This window comes from Variovorax multivorans, from assembly GCF_051216835.1.
Lineage (GTDB): Bacteria > Pseudomonadota > Gammaproteobacteria > Burkholderiales > Burkholderiaceae_C > Variovorax.
Genome location: NZ_JBPJZL010000006.1, coordinates 105,471 through 122,819, shown reverse-complemented (window position 1 = coordinate 122,819; position 17,349 = coordinate 105,471). Strand labels below are relative to the sequence as shown.

General features: G+C 67.2%; 13 protein-coding genes. 5 read left to right on the top strand and 8 right to left on the bottom strand.

All coding sequences use genetic code 11. The features are described 5' to 3' along the window. Positions 1-14: 14 nt before the first annotated feature. The 5 genes from ACSFCA_RS16790 to ACSFCA_RS16770 all read right to left on the bottom strand — a co-directional run bounded on the left by ACSFCA_RS16790 (position 15) and on the right by ACSFCA_RS16770 (position 7,477). Entirely contained in the window at positions 15-1,454 is a 1,440-nt protein-coding gene (locus ACSFCA_RS16790; RefSeq protein ID WP_435460459.1) for an efflux transporter outer membrane subunit, read from the bottom strand. Then, positions 1,451-4,531: a MexW/MexI family multidrug efflux RND transporter permease subunit gene (locus tag ACSFCA_RS16785; RefSeq protein WP_435460460.1), complete on the bottom strand. Its 3,081-nt coding sequence runs from the start codon at positions 4,529-4,531 to the stop codon at positions 1,451-1,453. The genes ACSFCA_RS16790 and ACSFCA_RS16785 overlap by 4 nt, the downstream gene beginning before the upstream one ends. Continuing rightward, positions 4,528-5,637: an efflux RND transporter periplasmic adaptor subunit gene (locus ACSFCA_RS16780; protein ID WP_435460461.1), complete on the bottom strand. Its 1,110-nt coding sequence runs from the start codon at positions 5,635-5,637 to the stop codon at positions 4,528-4,530. The genes ACSFCA_RS16785 and ACSFCA_RS16780 overlap by 4 nt, the downstream gene beginning before the upstream one ends. A gap of 208 nt (positions 5,638-5,845) precedes the next feature. Beyond that, positions 5,846-6,733 carry a LysR family transcriptional regulator gene (locus tag ACSFCA_RS16775; protein ID WP_435460462.1) on the bottom strand — a complete coding sequence of 296 codons (888 nt, stop codon included), beginning with the start codon at positions 6,731-6,733 and terminating at the stop codon, positions 5,846-5,848. 39 nt (positions 6,734-6,772) lie between these two features. Continuing rightward, positions 6,773-7,477: a cysteine hydrolase family protein gene (locus ACSFCA_RS16770; RefSeq protein ID WP_435460463.1), complete on the bottom strand. Its 705-nt coding sequence runs from the start codon at positions 7,475-7,477 to the stop codon at positions 6,773-6,775. A gap of 196 nt (positions 7,478-7,673) precedes the next feature. Here ACSFCA_RS16770 and ACSFCA_RS16765 point away from each other — a divergent pair, with 196 nt between their 5' ends. The 3 genes from ACSFCA_RS16765 to ACSFCA_RS16755 all read left to right on the top strand — a co-directional run bounded on the left by ACSFCA_RS16765 (position 7,674) and on the right by ACSFCA_RS16755 (position 9,619). Beyond that, positions 7,674-8,711 (top strand): M35 family metalloendopeptidase, encoded by a 1,038-nt coding sequence (locus ACSFCA_RS16765; protein WP_435460464.1) that lies wholly within the window; start codon positions 7,674-7,676, stop codon positions 8,709-8,711. A gap of 73 nt (positions 8,712-8,784) precedes the next feature. Next, entirely contained in the window at positions 8,785-9,144 is a 360-nt protein-coding gene (locus ACSFCA_RS16760; RefSeq protein ID WP_435460465.1) for a hypothetical protein, read from the top strand. A 4-nt stretch (positions 9,145-9,148) separates the two neighbouring features. Then, positions 9,149-9,619: a hypothetical protein gene (locus ACSFCA_RS16755; protein ID WP_435460466.1), complete on the top strand. Its 471-nt coding sequence runs from the start codon at positions 9,149-9,151 to the stop codon at positions 9,617-9,619. A gap of 6 nt (positions 9,620-9,625) precedes the next feature. On the opposite strand, the gene paoC is transcribed toward ACSFCA_RS16755, so the two are convergent. From paoC to paoA, 3 genes are read right to left on the bottom strand one after another with little or no spacing between them, the layout of a single operon-like run. Further along, on the bottom strand, positions 9,626-11,821 hold the full coding sequence (gene paoC / locus ACSFCA_RS16750) for an aldehyde oxidoreductase molybdenum-binding subunit PaoC (RefSeq protein WP_435460467.1): 2,196 nt from the start codon (positions 11,819-11,821) through the stop codon (positions 9,626-9,628). Positions 11,822-11,824: 3 nt separating this feature from the next. Then, positions 11,825-12,775, bottom strand: a complete 951-nt coding sequence (locus ACSFCA_RS16745) for an FAD binding domain-containing protein (RefSeq protein WP_435460468.1) — start codon at positions 12,773-12,775, stop codon at positions 11,825-11,827. Further along, entirely contained in the window at positions 12,772-13,416 is a 645-nt protein-coding gene (gene paoA / locus ACSFCA_RS16740) for an aldehyde dehydrogenase iron-sulfur subunit PaoA (RefSeq protein WP_435460469.1), read from the bottom strand. Before paoA ends, ACSFCA_RS16745 begins: the two co-directional genes overlap by 4 nt. Positions 13,417-13,553: 137 nt before the next feature. On the opposite strand from paoA, the gene ACSFCA_RS16735 reads away from it, so the two are divergent. Together ACSFCA_RS16735 and ACSFCA_RS16730 are read left to right on the top strand one after the other, a co-directional pair. Next, positions 13,554-14,525, top strand: coding sequence for a LysR family transcriptional regulator (locus ACSFCA_RS16735; protein WP_258352428.1), 972 nt, complete (start codon positions 13,554-13,556; stop codon positions 14,523-14,525). Between the two features lie 75 nt (positions 14,526-14,600). Continuing rightward, positions 14,601-17,348: a DUF4118 domain-containing protein gene (locus tag ACSFCA_RS16730; RefSeq protein ID WP_435460470.1), complete on the top strand. Its 2,748-nt coding sequence runs from the start codon at positions 14,601-14,603 to the stop codon at positions 17,346-17,348. Position 17,349: the final 1 nt, after the last annotated feature.

Genomic DNA, 17,349 nt, shown 5'->3' with positions numbered 1-17,349 from the left:
AAACAGTGCCATTGTCAGGTGGTTGGCACTCCCTTCGCAGCGGCGGGTGCTTGCCAGCCGCCGCCCAGCGCCTTGTAGAGCGCGACGAGGCTGGTGTACGAGGCGGTTTCGGCCTCGGCCACGGCGTCTTGTGCGCGCAGCAGGGTGCGCTGTGCGTCGAGCACGCTCAGGTAGGGGGCGGCACCTTCGCGGTAGCGCACCTCGGCCAGTTCGGCGGCGCGGCCGCTGCGGGCGGAGGCTTCCACCAGCCGCTGCAGGCGCAGCTGGTTCTGGCCATAGCCGGTGAGGGCGCCTTCCACGTCCTCGATGGCGCGCAGCACGGTCTGCTCGTAGAGCGCGCGGTCGCCTTCGGCCCGAGCCTCGGCGCCACGCACGCGGGCCTTCACCGAGCCCAGCCGCAGAGCCGGCCAGCTCACGCCCGGCGTCACGCTGAAGGCCCGGCTCGATGAACTGCCCAGGTCGGAGCCCCGTAGCGCGACAAAGCCCAGGAAGCCGCCGATGTCGAAGCGCGGATACAGCTCGGCCGTGACCGCGCCCACGTCGGCCGTGCTGGCCGCCAGGCCACGCTCGGCGCGCAGCACGTCGGGCCGGCGGCGCAGCAGGTCGGCCAGGTCGCCGATGGGCAGGCGCTTGTCGAGCACGCGCAGCTGGCGCGGCTGCAGCATCGGCTCCAGCTCGCCGGGGCGCAGGCCGGCCAGCACCGCGACGCGGTAGGCCGACTGCCGGCGCGTGGTTTCGAGCGCGGGCAGCTGGCTTTCGGTGGTCGCCAGGTTGGCCTGCGCGCTTGCCAGGTCGCCCTCGAGGCCGCGGCCGGTCTGCACCTGCGCCTCGGTCACGCGCAGGCTCTGGCGCAGGCTGTCGAGCGTGCGGCGCGTCACGGCAATGCGCTGCTCGGCGCCGCGCATCTCGTAGTAGTTGCGCGCCAGCTCGGCCACGGCAACGATGCGCACCTGTTCGAGGTCAGCGGCGCTGGCCTCGGTGCGCGCGGTCGCTGCCTCGTCGAGCCGCTTCAGGCGGCCGAACAGGTCGATTTCCCACGAGGCGTCGAAGCCCGTGCGGCTGCTCTGCGACAGCGAACGTACATCGGGTTGAGTGCCGCTGTTGCCTTGCGCGATGCTGCGCGTCTTGCTCGCGCCGGCGGTCACGACCGGCAGCCGGTCGAGCTCCGCCTCGGTCTGCGTGGCGCGGGCTTCGAGCAGCCGGGCCTGCGCGATGCGGATGTCGTGGTTCTCGGCCAGTGCGCGGTCGATCAGCGCATCGAGCTGCGGATCGTCGAGCTGGTGCCACCAGTCGCGCTGCACCGCGTCGGTGGCAAACAGCGAGCGCTCGGGCACGGTGATGGCAACGGGTGCGTCGGCCGGCGCTTTGTAGTTGGGCCCAACGGCGCAGCCGGCCAGCACCAGCATGCTCAATGCGAAGGGAGCGGCGTAGGTAAAGAGTCGGTTCATGGTCATGCTCCTTCGGCCAGCGCTTCGAGTTCGGCCGCGCGCTGCGAGTGGCCCGCCGCGCGGTGGTCGCGCGCCAGCAGCGTGTACATCGTGGGCAGCACGAACAGCGTGAACAGCGTGCCCACCAGCATGCCGACCACGATCACCAGGCCGATGCTGAAGCGGCTGTTGGCGCCTGCGCCGCTCGCGAACAGCAGCGGCACCAGCCCCATCACCATCGCGGCCGTGGTCATCAGGATGGGGCGCAGCCGGATGCGCGCGGCCTCCTCGATCGACGCGCGCCGGTCGAAGCCCTTGTGCATCTGGATCTCGTTGGCGAACTCCACCATCAGGATGCCGTGCTTGCTGATGAGCCCGATGAGCGTCACCAGCCCGATCTGCGTGTAGATGTTGATGGTGCCGAAGCCCAGTGCCAGCGGCACCAGCGCGCCGCAGATCGACATCGGCACGCTGATCAGAATGATCAGCGGATCGCGCAGGCTCTCGTACTGCGCGGCCAGCACCAGGTAGATCACCACGATGGCGAACACAAAAGCCATTACCAGTGCCGAGCCCTCCTGCGTGAACTGCCGCGCGTCCGACTGCCAGTCGTAGCTGAAGCCGGCCGGCAGCTTCTTCGCCTCTTCGCTCAGGAAGGCCACCGCGTCGCCCATGGTCACGCCCGGCATCGGAATGGCCTGGAAGGTGGACGCATTGAGCTGGTTGAACTGCGTGAGTTTGTTGGGGCCCACGCTGGTCGACAGCTGCACCAGGTTGGCCAGCGGCACGGGCTGGCCGCTCGCGCTCTTCACGAAGTAGCGCGACAGCGCCTCGGCCGTGAGCCGCTGCTCGCGCGGCGATTGCGGAATCACGTCGTAAGAGCGGCCGTCCATGCCGAAGCGGTTGACGTAGTTCTCGCCCACCAGCACCGCCAGCGTGTCGCCGATGGACTTCATCGTCACGCCCATGCTGTTGGCCTTGGCGCGGTCCACGCGGATCTCGACCGTGGGGTTGTTGAACTCCAGGTCGCTGTCGACCACGGCGAACTTGCCGCTGTCGCGCGCCGACTTCTTCAGCGCCTCCATCGCCTCGAACACGGTGCGATGGTCGCCCGCGCTGCGGATCACCATCTGCACCGGCAGCCCGCCGGTAGAGCCCGGCAGCGAGGGCAGCTGGAACGCGAAGACGCTGCTGCCTTCCACGTCGTTCATGCGGCCCTGCGTGTCGCCCTGGATCTGGTCGGCGTTGCGCTTGCGGTCTTTCCAGTCGGAAAGCTGCACGCCGCCGATGCTGTTCGACACGTCGTCCGAGCCGTTGATGAGCCAGCGGCCGGTGTTCTCGGGCAGCGTGGCGAACACCTCGTCCCACTTCTTGCCGAACTTCTCGACGTAGTCGATGTTCGCGTGCTGCGGCGACTTGATGGCCGTGAGCACCATGGCCTGGTCTTCGCCGGGCGCGAGCTCGCGCTGCGCCGCGTTGTAGAGGAAGGGCAGGCTCACCAGCACCAGCGCCGCGAACGCGCCGGTCACCCAGCGGTGATGCAGCGACACATCCAGCAGCCGGCCGTAGCCCGTGGCGAGCCGGTGGAAGAAGGCCTCGGCGGCGCGCGCCATGCGACTGCCCGTGGTGTCCTGCGGCAGCAGGAACGAGCTCATCACCGGCGACAGCGTGAGCGCGATCACGCCCGACACCACCACCGCGCCCGCCAGCGTGAACGCGAACTCCTTGAAGAGCGAACCCGTGAGCCCGCCCATGAGCCCGATGGGCGCGTACACCGCAGCGAGCGTGAGCGTCATCGCGATCACCGGGCCGGCCACTTCGCGCGCGCCGATCAATGCGGCCTGCACGCGCGACTTGCCTTCTTCTATGTGGCGATGCACGTTCTCCACCACCACGATGGCGTCGTCCACCACCAGCCCGATGGCCAGCACCATCGCCAGCAGTGTCAGCAGGTTGATGCTGAAGCCGAACAGCAGCATCAGCGCGGCCGCGCCGAGCATCGACAACGGAATCGTCACCACCGGAATGAGCACCGCGCGGATCGAGCCCAGACACAGGAAGATCACGATCACCACGATGGCGATGGCTTCGAGCAGCGTGTGCCGCACCTCGTCGATGGAAGCCTCGATGAAGCGCGCCAGCTCGAAGGGCAACTGCACTTCAACGCCCGGCGGCAGGTTCTGCTTGATGCCGGGCAGCAGCTCGCGGATGCGCTTCACGATCACCAGCGGGTTGCCGTTGGGCGCTGCCTGCAGGCCGAGGTAGATGGCGGGCACGCCGTCCATCGTGGCGCTGCTGTCGGCGCTGGCCGCGCCCAGCTCCACGGTAGCCACGTCGCCCAAACGCACGATGGCATCGCCGTCCCGCTTGACCACCATGTCGCGGAACTCCGCCACGTTCACCAGATCGGTGTTCACGCGGATGTTCGACACCACGTACAAGCCCTTCACCTGTCCGGGCGCGGCCTGCACGTTGTTCTGGCGCAGCGCGTCGGCCAGCTCGCCGGCCGAAATGCCGCGCGCGGCCATGCGGTTGGGGTCGAGCCACACGCGCATCGCCAGCGTCTGCCCGCCCGAGACTTCGACGCCAGACACGCCGGTGATGGAGGCGAACTGCGGCTGCACCACGCGCGAGAGGTAATCGGTGAGCGCCGGCATCGGCATCGTCTTGCTGGAGAAGCCGACGTAGGCCACGGCCGTTGCCTCGCCCGACGATTTGAGGATGACCGGGTCGAAGGCCTCGGCCGGCAGCCGGTACTTCACCTGGCTGACCTGGGCCATGGCTTGCGTGAGTGCCTGGTTGGCGTCGGCATTGAGCTTCATGCGCACGCTGATCACGCTGCGGCCCAGCGTGGAAGACGACGACAGGTAGTCGACGTTCTCGATGGTCGCCACCGCCTGCGCGATGGGCTGCGTGACGAAGCCCTGCATCAGCTCCGGCGAGGCACCGGGGTACTGCGTGGTGATGCTGAGCGTAGTGCTCTCGGTCAACGGGTATTGCCGCACCGGCAGGTCGCCCAGCGCACGCGCGCCGAGCAGCAGGATGAGCGTGCTCACCACCAGCGCCAGCACGGGGCGGCGCACGAAGAGGTCGGTGAACTTCATGACTTCGATTCCTGCGCGAGGGCCAGCGTGTCTTTTGCAGTCGGCATCACGGCGGCGCCGGTGTACAGGCGCAGCTGGCCGGAGGTGACGACCTTGTCGCCGGGCATCAGGCCTTTCTCGATGACGACCAGGCCGTCCTGCCGCTCGCCGGCCTTCACGAACACCTGCAGCGCCGTGAAGCCGTCGCCCTTTTCGGCGGGCCGCACCACGAAGACCGAGTCGCCGTGCGTGCTGTAGGTGATGGCCGTCTCGGGCACGGTGATGGCGTCGTTGCGCGCCGGCAACGCGACCTTGCCGTGGACGAACATGCCCGGCGTGAGCGCGCCATCGGCGTTGTCGATGGTGGCCTGCAGGCGCACCGTGCGCGTGTCGCTGCCGATCTGCGGCTCGATGGTGCTGAGCCGGCCCTGGAACACGCGCCCCGGATAGGCATCGACCGAGAGCGCCACTTGCTGGTTGCGCTTGAGCACGGGCAGCGCCGTCTCGGGAAGCGTGAGGTTGGCGAACAGCGTGCGGCTGTCGGTGAGCGACACCAGCGCATCGCCGGCCCGCACGAACTGGCCGAGGTTGACGCGGCGGATGCCGAGCACGCCATCGAACGGCGCCTTGATGCGCTTCTGCTCCAGCAGCGCCTGCACGCGCCGCAGGTCGCCGCTGGCCTGGTCGAAGGCGGCCTGCGCCTGTTCGAGCTGTTCCTGTGTGGCCGCCTGCTGCGGCACCAGTCGGCGCGTGCGGTCGAGCAGTGCCTTGGCATTGGCGCGCTGGGCCGTCAGGCGCTCCAGGTCGCCCTGCTCGGGCGCGTCGTTGAGCTGTACCAGCAGTTGCCCTGCGCGCACTTCGCCGCCGGGCGTGAAGAGAATCTTCGCGACGCGGCCTTCCACTTCCGCCGGCACCTCCACCTGCCGGTTGGCCTCCAGCGTGCCGATGCCGCTGAGAAAGCGCGCCACCTCCGTCTTCTGCGCGATGGCCACCGCCACCTTGGCCGGCGGCCTGCCGCCACCCTCCGCATGCGCCGGCGTGAGCTTCGTGACGAGCCCGTAGCCGGCTCCCCCAATTACCAATGTCGCGAGGCCGGCGCCTAGCCACGCCCTTGATTGCTTGTTCATTACGACGTCCATTATTAATCAAAGAAAGTACTTTGATTATTAAAAGATGCCGGTGGCCTGTCGATGAAGGCGTGGCAATGGCCGTCATAGGCCGGGGCTATTTGCGCAAGGCTGCTGTGCATGTCGAGTTCTCCAGGGTTACGCGGGGATTCCCGCTGACCTGAAGAAGACGTGCCATCCACCCGGGTTGTGACAACCCGCGGCTTTGCTATCTGTAATGAGCCGCCATGAAATCGATGAAGGCGCGCACCGCGGGCTGCACGTGCCGCGTGCGCGGATAGAGCGCCGCGTAAGTGCGCTGCCCGAGCGTCGCGTCTGGCAGAACGCGCACGAGGGCACCCGACTGCAGGTCGGCGCGCACCGTGTGCCAGGTCAGCGCTGCGATGCCCAGCCCGCATTTCGCGGCCGAATGCAGCGCGGTGATCGTGTCGCAAGCGAAGCGCGCATCCGGCTTTAGCGTTTGCTGTTGACCATTGCGCATATGCAGGGTCCAGCGCGCGGGGCTTTCCGGCCCGTTGTGCTGCAGGCACTGGTGCTGCGACAGGTCTTCCGGTGTGCGGGGCAGGCCGTGCTCGACTAGATACCGGGGCGCGGCGACCAGCACCATGTCGGAGACGGCCAGCGTCCGCACCATCGTCGAGGCATCCTCCAGTTCGGCGCTGATACGCAACGCGACGTCGATGCCTTCGGCCACAAGCTTGGTGAAACGGTCGGTGCAAACGACTTCCAGCCGGATGCCCGCATGGCGCGCCTGGAAGGCAGGCAGCCAGTCGGGCAGCTCCAGCGTCGCGATCGAGAGCGGCATGCTCACCTTCAGCGTCCCCGAGGGCGCCTTGCCGTCCGTCGCCGCATCGGCATGGGCCGCATCCAGCCGCGAGAGGATGTCCGTGCAGGCGGCGAGGTAGCGATGCCCCGCTTCGGTCAGCGTGATGCCGCGCGTGTCGCGCCGCACCAGCTGCGCGCCGAGCGACGCCTCCAGTGCCTGCAACTGGCGCGACAGGCTGGAGTGCGTGGTGCCCAGCGACTGCGCCGCGGACGAAAGGCTCTTCGCTTGCGCGATGCGCTGAAAGGCGCGCATCGCCTTCACCTGATCCATGCGCCGCCCTCCCGCGGGTTCTTTAGATCCTTCGCATTTTCAGGCAACCGGCAATGCCAGGATCTGCGCGGTCGTCAGCACTTCGCCGAAGGTGTCTTCGATCTCGGCCAGCGCTGCGCGATGCAGGCTGTCGTGTGAAACGGTGTCGCCGTTCTCGCGGCGGATCGACCGGGTGGCAGCGGCATCGGACGACACCACCACGTCGAACCCCTGCACGGCGCCGTCGCGGGCAGCGCCGGCCACGCATGCGTGGGTCATGAGGCCGGTGATGACCAGCGTCTGCACACCGGCCGATCGCAGGCGCTGTGCGATGTCGGTGCTTGCGAAGACGCTGACGGTGGTCTTCTGCACGACGATGTCGCGCGCCCTCGGTTGCATGTCAGTGTGGAACTTCACGGTGTCGCCGCCCTGGGCGAATGTCGCGGAGCCTGCCGGTGCCACGTGCTGTATCTGGAACACGGGGAGGGCGTGCCGGTCAGCCCACGCGAGAAGGCGCTTCGTGTGGGCGACGGCATCCGATGCGTCGGCAATGGGCATGCGGCCGGTGAAGTACTCGTTCTGGAAATCGATCACCAGCAAGGCCGTGGCCTTGCCGTTCAACCGCTGCAGCGGTTTCGCGCCCGACATGGCGCGGAGGGTGGGTGTGGGAGCGAAGGGCGATGCCGCAGCGGCGGTGCCGACGATGCCGGCCGCGCAGGGCACGGCCAGTGCGCTCATGAGTCCGCGGCGAGAGAGTCCTGACATGGTTGCTGTTCCTGGAGATCCATCAAAAGTGATGCAGGAAGTCTAGGAACGGCAGTGGACAGCGACTAGGCCGGCACGGCGACAAGTGTTGTGCGGCTTGCGCACATCGCCGCGTGTCGACGAGGCTCACGCCGCCTCGGGCGTGAACAAAGTCGCCTTATCGATGCCCATTCGCAGCGATTGATGGCGGCGTAACTTGAGCCACATACAAATCTCCATCCTTAATTTGGAGATTCTTGGAATGATGCGAAAGCTAATCGTGGTGGGCGATCCACCGGCTTCAGGCGGCGCTGTATTGCCCTACGGTGGACCCATGTCGGACGTCTTTGGAAAATGCCTCGCGCTGATCGGCGGGCGGGCTTACTGCGAGGGTTGCAACAGCGTCGGCATCATTGCCAAGGCTGGCGGACCTCGCAGAGGATGGTTTCACAGCGCTGAAATGGCGCTGGAAGGCGACGTGGTGGTTTGCCACTGTCCGGTTCCGCCCCCGCTTGTTTCCAAGTTGCAGCATCCGCCGACCTACGATGACGCATTGGCTGGTGCTGTGAGCGACTTCAGTCCAAGCTTCACCGCATTGCCGGGTTGGTTCGCAGGGAATTCAACCACTGTCGCAGCGAGCAAGAAGCTGGTCGACGACCTCGTGGAGCACCCGCCCGAGGCGACGCAGACTGAGAACATCTGTTCGAACATGACCAACAAGCAATTCGCCAGCAAGGTTATGGCGCTGCGAGACCTCGCAGTTGATCTGGTCGAAAAACGCGTCAAGGATTTGATCGTTTGGGGAAAGCCCGAGCAGGAACGCGCGATGAGGTGGTTCGGCCAGAATGACGAAGGCTTGCGACACCATTTGGACGCTGGCCTGAAGGCGTGCATCCGTGTCTTGAAGGGGCTGACGGAAGCCAACTTCGTGCGCTATTCAGAGGAGGCGATCCGGAATGTCGGCTGCATTCCCTCGGGCTATGGTGGTCGCGTTGCTGCCGAAGTGTGCAAACCTGACATCAAGACGCGCACTATCGGAATAGGGTTTGAGTTCTGCGAGCTCCCCGATATTTCTTACAGAATCGACTCAAAGCTGGCAACGATCATCCACGAGGTGACCCACTTCGACGATGTGTTTTCATCGAACGATACGGTCTACCAGATGGGACAGAGTCTGAAGTTGCTGGCTTCCAATACAAACGCAGCAAGAGTGAATGCGGACAGCATCGTGGGGTACGTGCTTTATGGCGACTAGACGCATCTTTTTCATTTTGGTCGTCCTGATTGGGCTGGGCATCTGCGACGCGGCGCAAGCATGCAAGCCACCATTGACTATCGTCCTGATCTTTGACGAAGACTCCTCGACCTTGGGTCGAGATCAGATCGTGCTACTTGCTGCCAGACTGAATCATTTCCGCCGCGTGTACCCGCACTTGGACGAGGCAGGCGTCGAGGGCGTAGCACGCGAAACCGCACCCAACGCAAAGCCACTGGCGCAACGCCGCGCAATTGAAGCAGCTCGTGCGGTGCAATCTCTTCTTGACGGAGTGAAGTTGCGCGTTTCGTCGAATGTTTACCCGCCTGAATGGGCAATACATGAAGGCAACTACGCAGGGATAGAGGTCATGCCGCCGATGAAGGACATGCCCGACTGCACGCCGGTACCGATCCCCGGTTTCAAGTACTGAAGCAATGAGCGAATTGCCGCGTCAAATCAGGCACATTGTGTTTCTCGCTTCTCTGGTCGCGCCCGCTGCGGCCTTCGCCTGCAGCCCAGGCAAAAGCATCGACGTGTTCTTCGAGCGAAATTCCTCCAGGGTTTCGGCGGAGCAAGTGTTGAGGCTGGCCAACTGGACCGCCATGCTTCGCGAGAGGTATCCAAATCGTCAGGCGATAAACATGGGAGCCAACGCTGAGCAAGGCGAGCGTGACCCTCACAACCTGGCGATGACGCGAGCCAGGAACGTCGCTCGAGTCCTCGATGAAGACCTTCGGTTCACCGTACCGACGGTCACTCCTCCGGCGAAGGGCTATGTCTATCCGGCTGGGGCCTTGGGTAAAGAGGACGTCAAGCGGGTGGAGATCGACTTCCTGCCTGCCTGCCCGCATGAATGCCCATGTCAAACGGGCGATCCTCTCTATAAACCACCGCCTCAACGATGAGGTGCCTCACGCCGCATCCGGCATCCGACTGATGAGCTTGTCCAGCGTGATCGGATAGTCGCGCACCCGTATTCCCGTCGCGTTGTGGATCGCATTCGCCACCGCCGCACCCACGCCGCAGATGCCAAGTTCACCGACGCCCTTGGCCTTCATAGGCGAAGAGATCGGGTCGGTCTCGTCCAGGAAGATCACTTCCTGGTGCGGGATGTCGGCATGCACCGGCACCTCGTAGCCGGCCAGGTCGTGGTTGACGAAGAAGCCCAGGCGCTCGTCCACGGCAAGCTCTTCCATGAGCGCTGCACCGACGCCCATGGTCATCGCGCCGATGACCTGGCTGCGCGCCGACTTGGGGTTGAGGATGCGGCCCGCGGCGCAGACTGCGAGCATGCGGCGCACCCGTATCTCCGCGGTGAATGCGTCCACCCCGACTTCCACGAAGTGCGCGCCGAAGGTGGACTGCTGGTATTGCTTGTCGAGGTTGCCGAACTCCAGCACGTCTTCCGCGACGATGCTCTCGCCGCCCGCGATACCGGCGAGTGGAACGTTCCGGCCACCGGCGCGCACCATGCCGTCCGCGAAGACGGCGCTGGCGGCATCCAGGCCCGCTCGCTGCGCGACGGCCTCCCGCAGCTTGGTGCAAGCCGCGTAGACGCCAGCCGTCGAGCAGTTGGCGCCCCATTGCCCGCCGGAGCCGGCGGACGCGGGAAAGTGCGAATCGCCGAGCCGTACGACCACGCGTTCGAGCGGCACGCCCATCATCTCGGCGGCCGTCTGCGCAATGATCGTGTAGCTGCCGGTGCCGATGTCCGTCATATCGGTCTCGACGGTCACGATGCCGCGCGCATCCAATGCCACGCGCGCGGCCGACTTCATCACCTGGTTGTTGCGGAAGGCGGCCGCCACACCCATGCCGACGAGCCATCGGCCGTCGCGCACGAGGCCGGGCCGCGCGCTGCGCTTGTTCCATCCGAAGCGCTCGGCCCCGGTGCGCAGGCACTCGATGAGGCGGCGCTGCGAGAAGGGACGGCTCGGGTTGGCCGGGTCTACCTGCGTGTCGTTGAGCACGCGGAACTCGATGGGGTCGATGCCCAACTGTTGCGAGATTTCGTCGACGGCGATTTCCAACGCCATCAGCCCCGGCGCCTCGCCCGGTGCGCGCATCGCGTTGCCTTCGGGCAGGTCGAGCAGGGCCAGCCGGGTGCCGGTGAGCCGGTGCTCGCCCGCGTAGAGCAGGCGCGTCTGCTGCACCGCGTTCTCGGGCTTGCCGTCCACCAGGTTGCCGGACCAGCTCTCATGGCCGATGGCCGTGATCTTTCCCTGCGCGGTGGCACCGATGCGGATGCGCTGGATCGTCGCGGGCCGGTGCGTGGTGTTGTTGGCGATCAGCGGGCGCTGCAGCGCGACCTTGACCGGCCGGCGCGCAATGCGCGCGCCCAGTGCCGCGAGCAGCGTGTCCGCCCGCAGGAACAGCTTGCCGCCGAAACCGCCGCCGATGTAGGGCGACATGAGGTGGACCTTGTCCTTGGGCATGTCCAGCGTCTTCGCGAGTTCGCCGGTGGTCCAGTCGATCATCTGGTTCGAGGTCCACACGGTGAGCTTGTCGCCGTCCCATGCGGCGATGGTGGCTTGCGGCTCCATCATTGCGTGCGAGTGGTCGGGCGTGGTGTAGGTCTGGTCCAGCCGCACTTCGGCCTTGGCGAATGCGCTGGCGAAGTCGCCGACGGTGTTGTCGCGGTTGATCGTCTTGCGGTCCGTCGAAGCCTTCGCGTCCGCGAGGCCGAAGCTGCCTTCGGCGCGTGCGTACTGCACCTGAACGAGTTGTGCCGCGGCGCGCGCCTGCTCGAAGGTCTGCGCCACGACGAGCGCAACGGCCTGGTGGTAGTGGTCGATGACGGGGCCGCCGAGCAGCCGGGCCGTGTTGAAGTTGCCCTTGCCCAGCTTGCCTGCGTTCTCATGCGTGACGATGGCGATCACGCCCGGCGCGGCCTTCGCGCGGCTCAGGTCGATCGAAATGATCCGGCCCTTGGCAATGGCCGATCCGACGATGTAGCCGTACGCCTGGTTGGGCACGACGTCATGCCGCTCGTATGCGTAGGGCGCCGTGCCCGTGGTCTTGAGCGGACCGTCGATGCGGTCCACCGGCTGGCCGACCACTTTCAGCTGGTCGATGGGGTTGGTGGTGGCGGGGGTGTCGAACTTCATCGCTCAGCTCCTGGCTTGCGTCAGCACCGCATCGAGCGTGCGCTCGACCAGCGACACCTTGAAGGCGTTCTGCGAAGTGGTTTTGGCGCCGGCAAGCAATGCCGCGGTCACGGCCCTGGCGCCGCGAGGCATCTCGGCCTCGGCTGCTTCGACACGCCACGGCTTGTGCGCGACGCCGCCCACCGCAACGCGGGCGCTGCCGTCGCGCTGCACGATCGCGCCCACCGAAACCAGCGCGAAGGCATAGGAGGCCCGGTCGCGCACCTTCTGATAGATGTGCTTGCCGCCCACCGGTGCGGGGAGCTTGACCGACGTGATCAGCTCGCCGGGCGTCAGCGCGGTTTCGACATACGGCGTGGCGCCGGGCAGCTTGTGGAAGTCGGCGATGGGGATGGTGCGCCGCGAGCCGTCGGCGCGGATGGTCTCCACAGTCGCATCGAGCGCGCGCATCGCGACGGCCATGTCGCTGGGATGCGTCGCGATGCATGCATCGCTCGTACCCACGATCGCATGCTGCCGGGTGTACCCGCCGATGGCCGAGCACCCGCTGCCGGGCTGGCGCTTGTTGCAGGCCTGGTTGGTGTCGTAGAAGTAAGGGCAACGCGTTCGCTGCAACAGGTTGCCCGCGGTCGTTGCCTTGTTGCGCAGCTGGCCCGATGCGCCGGCGAGCAGGGCGCGCGACAGCAAACCGTGGTCGCGCCGCACGCGGCTGTCGGCGGCAAGATCGGTGTTGCGCACCAGCGCGCCGATGCGCAGGCCGCCGTCTGGCGTGCTTTCGATCTTGTCGAAGCCCAGGCCGTTGACGTCGATAAGGTGCGCGGGCGTCTCTATCTCCAGCTTCATCAGGTCCAGCAGGTTGGTGCCGCCCGCGATGAAGCGTGCACCCGGCACCCTTGCCGCCTTCATGACGGCCTCCGTCGGCGAAGACACGCGCTCGTAGGTGAAAGACTTCATGCCGGCCTCCCCGCGGCCACTTCGGTGATCGCATCGACGATGTTGCTGTAGGCCCCGCATCGACAGATGTTGCCGCTCATGCGTTCGCGCAGTTCCACCACCGTGACCTGGGGCCTGGCCGTCAGGTCGGCGCTCACGTGGCTGGGGATGCCTTCGCGAATCTCGTTCAGCACGGAGACGGCGGAGCAGATCTGCCCTGGTGTGCAGTAGCCGCACTGGTAGCCGTCGTGCTTCACGAAGGCGGCCTGCATCGGGTGCAGCGAGCCCGGCTTGCCAAGGCCTTCGATGGTGGTGACCTTGGCGCCTTCGTGCATTACCGCCAGAGTCAGGCACGAGTTGATGCGGCGGCCGTCCACCATCACGGTGCAGGCGCCGCATTGGCCGTGGTCGCAACCCTTCTTGGTGCCGGTCAGATGCAGGTGCTCGCGCAACGCATCGAGCAGGGTGGTGCGGTTGTCCAGCGTGAGGACGTGCGTCCTGCCATTCACTTCAATGGTCGTCTTCGACAGGCCGGAGAGCTTTGGCGCGGGTGTCGTCGCCGCGTTGGCCGCAGGAGCCTCCGCGACCACTGCCGCCGAAGCGGCCCCGGCTATCAGCAGATCGCGCCTGGAGATGGTGGTGGGTTCGTCGGGGGTATTCATGCCGTGCCGCGTGCCTTTCATCTCGAACAACTGCAATCCACCAATGTAGGCCGGTACCCCCGGGCCGAACTAGGCGGAACGGCCTTGATGCACTGACAAGTTGCTCTTGATAATCGACGGCCACACTGGAGGCCTTTATGCCTATCAATGAACTGCGTTCCATCGCCACATTCGCCAAGACGGCCGAGCTCGGCAGCCTGCGCCAAGCCGCCGCGGCGCAGGGGATGACGCCGCAGGCCGCCAGCCAGGCCCTGGCCCAACTGGAGCAGCACCTCGGTGTGCGGCTGTTCCATCGCACCACGCGCAGCATGGCGCTCACCGACGAGGGGCGGCAGTTTCTGGAAGCCGCGCAGCCCGCGCTGCTCGGCCTGCAGCGCGCATTGCACATGGCGCGCCGCGCGACCGACGAGATTGCGGGGCCGCTACGCATCGTGGGGCCGCGATCGACCTTCGCTCCCGTTTTCTGGCCCCTGCTCGACGAGTTCTGCCGGCTTTACCCCGAAGTGCAGCCCGATGTGCAACTGGACGACCGCATCGGCAACTGGGTGGAAGACCGGGTCGACGTGGGCTTTCGCGTCGGCCCGTCGCCGGCCGAGGGCGTCATTGCGCGAAGGCTGTTCGGCCTCCAGCTCATCGTCTGCGCGGCCCCGTCGTATCTTGAACGCCACGGCGCGCCCGACAGCCTGAACGCGCTGGCCGCGCATCGCTGCAGCGGCTTCCGTCTTCCCAGCACGGGCAAGGTCATGCCCTGGTACGTGAAGGTCGGGGAGGATGTCGTCGAGCACCACATCGTTCCGGCACTGTGCGTCAACGACGAAGCGCTGGAAACCGAAGCGGTGCTGGCCGGGCATGTCATCGGTTCGATGACCAGCGTGAGCGCCAGCGCGCACATCCGGGCCGGGCGGCTGATACCGCTGCTGAGCGAGCACGCCGCCGACCGTTCTGCCGTGTTCGTCTACTACGGAAGCCGCACGGCCCAGCCCGCGCGTGCCAAGGCATTCATCGACCTGGCCATCCAGCGACTGACCAACAACCCCGCCTACCTGCTGACGGCGGAAGAACTGCGCTCCGCGGAATCCGCTGGGCGGCTTGCGCATGCGCGCCGTTAGGGTGAGTCGACAGTCAAACGGGGCCACGGCGGCGCACCTCCCTTCTTGTGGCCCATGCGCTAACCTGTGCCGCCGATGAACGACGTTTCCCGCCCCGACCCCGACGCCCTGCTAGCGCAACTGCGCAGCGACGAGGCGCGCGCATTGCGCGGCAAGCTGCGCATCTACTTCGGCGCCAGCGCAGGTGTCGGCAAGACCTGGGCCATGCTGAGCGCCGCGCAGCGCGAGCGCGCCACAGGGCGCGACGTGCTGATAGGCGTGGTCGAGACCCACGGCCGCAGCGAAACCGCTGCGCTGCTCGCGGGGCTCGACACACTGCCGCTGCGCGAGCTGGACTACCGCGGCCGCACCCTCGCCGAGTTCGACCTCGACGCCGCGCTCGCGCGCAAGCCCGCCGTGCTGCTGGTCGACGAGCTAGCCCACACCAACGCACCCGGCTCGCGCCACGCCAAGCGCTGGCAAGACGTCCAGGAGCTGCTGGCCGCCGGCATCGAGGTGTGGTCTGCGCTCAACGTGCAGCATCTCGAAAGCCTCAACGGCACGGTCGGTGCCATCACCGGCGTGCGCGTGCACGAGACCGTGCCCGACACCGTGCTCGACGAGGCCGACGAGGTGGTGCTGGTCGACGTCACGCCCGACGAGCTGACGGCGCGGCTCGCGGCCGGCAAGGTGTACATGCCGCAGCAGGCCGAGCGCGCCGCGCAGAACTTCTTTCGCAAGGGCAACCTGATCGCGTTGCGCGAGATCGCGCTTCGCCGCACCGCCGAGCATGTGGAAGACGACGTGCGCGGCTGGCGCGTGGAGCAGTCGGGCGCTGGTGGCAACGGGCAGGGCCGCGAACTGCAGGCCTGGAACACATCGGGTGCGATCCTCGCCTGCGTCGGCCCGCATGAAGGCGCGGCGCAGACGGTGCGCACGGCCGCACGGCTCGCGGGCCAGCTCAATGTGCGCTGGCATGCGGTGTATGTCGAGACGCCCAGGCTGCAGCGGCTGGCCGCGGTGGAGCGCGATCGCACTCTTGCTGTACTCAAACTGGCGGAAGAACTGGGCGCGGCCACCGCCGTGCTCACCGGCTCCGACGTGGCGGAGCAGCTGGCCGAGCAGGCGCGCCGGCTCAACTGCGCGACGCTGGTGCTGGGGCGCGCCGAACCCGCCACCGGCTGGCGCCGCTGGTGGCCCGCGGGAGCGCAGCCGCTGGCGCGTGCGCTGGCCCAACGCGCACCCGCGCTCGACATCATGGAAGTGGCCCGCGCGGAAAGCTCGCGCCGCCTGTCGCGCACCCAGCTGGAGGGCATGCGCATCGACAGCGACGATCACGAGAAGGCGCCCACCCACTGGCCCGCCTACGCATGGGCCGCTGCCACCAGCATCGCGCTCACGCTGATCTGTACGCCGCTGGCCCACGTGCTGGAGCTGTCGAACATCGTCATGCTGTTCCTGCTCGGCGTGGTGGGCGTGGCGATGCGCTTCGGGCGCGGGCCCGCGGCGCTGGCGGCTTTGCTCAACGTCGCCGCCTTCGACTATTTCTTCGTGCCGCCGCGCCTGTCGTTCGCCGTGAGCGACGTGCAGTACGTGCTGACCTTCGCGATCATGCTCGGCGTCGGCCTGCTGGTGGGGCAGCTCACAGCGGGGCTGCGCTTCGCGGCTGGTGTGTCGGCCAGCCGCGAGCGGCGCGCGCGCTCGCTGTTCGAGCTCACGCGCGAACTGTCGGCCGCGCTGGAAAGCTCGCAGGTGGTCACGCTCGGTGCTGCCGCCGTGCGGGGCCACTTCGGCGGCGATGCGCTGGTGCTGGTGACCGACGCGGCCGATCAACTGATGCTGCCCGTCGACCCTCCCAAGGGCTTCGACCCGCAGGTGGCCGACTGGGCCTTCCGCCACGCCCAGCCCGCCGGCCTTGCGACCGCCACGCTGGCGGCGCAGGCCTGGCACTACGTGCCGTTGCAGGCGCCGATGCGCGTGCGCGGCGTGCTCGCGCTGTCGCCCGCGCAGCCGCGCTGGCTGCTCATTCCCGAACAGGCGCAGCAGCTCGACACGTTGGCGCGGCAGATCGCGATTGCGCTGGAGCGCGTGCACTACGTCGAGGTGGCGCAGCAGGCCGTGGTCGAGATGGAATCGGAGCGCCTGCGCAACGCCCTGCTCGGCGCCATCTCGCACGACGTGCGCACGCCGCTCACCGCGCTGATCGTGCTGGCCGAATCGCTGCAGACCCTGCCGCCCGAGGAGCACGGCAACACCGCGCGCGCCATCGTCGCGCAGGCGCACGAGCTGCATGCGCTGGTCAACAACCTGCTCGACATGGCGCGGCTCGAAAGCGGCATTGCAGGCGGTGCGGTGAACCTGCGACGCGACTGGCAGTCGGTGGAAGAGGTGGTGGGCTCTGCGATTCGCGCAGCGCGCACGTCGCTCGGCAACACCGTCGTGCAGACCGCGCTCGACCCCAACCTGCCACTGGTCGAGTTCGACGCGGTGCTGATCGAACGCGTGCTGGTCAACCTGCTGGAGAACGCCACCAAGTACGGCGCGCCGCCTATCGTGGTCGGTGCGCGTGCCGAGCCCGGCACGCTGGTGCTGACGGTGCGCGACCATGGCCCCGGCCTGCCTGCCGCGCTGCTGGGCCACGAGCAGAAGCTGTTCGACAAGTTCACGCGCGGCGAGGTCGAATCGGCCACGCCCGGCGTGGGCCTGGGCCTGGCGATCTGCAAGGCCGTGGTGAACGCGCACGGCGGCGAAATCGCCGCGGGCAACGCGCGCGACGGCGGTGCAGAATTCACGGTCACTTTGCCCCGCCGCGAACCTCCCGAACCGGCAGAAGCCCAACTCTGAA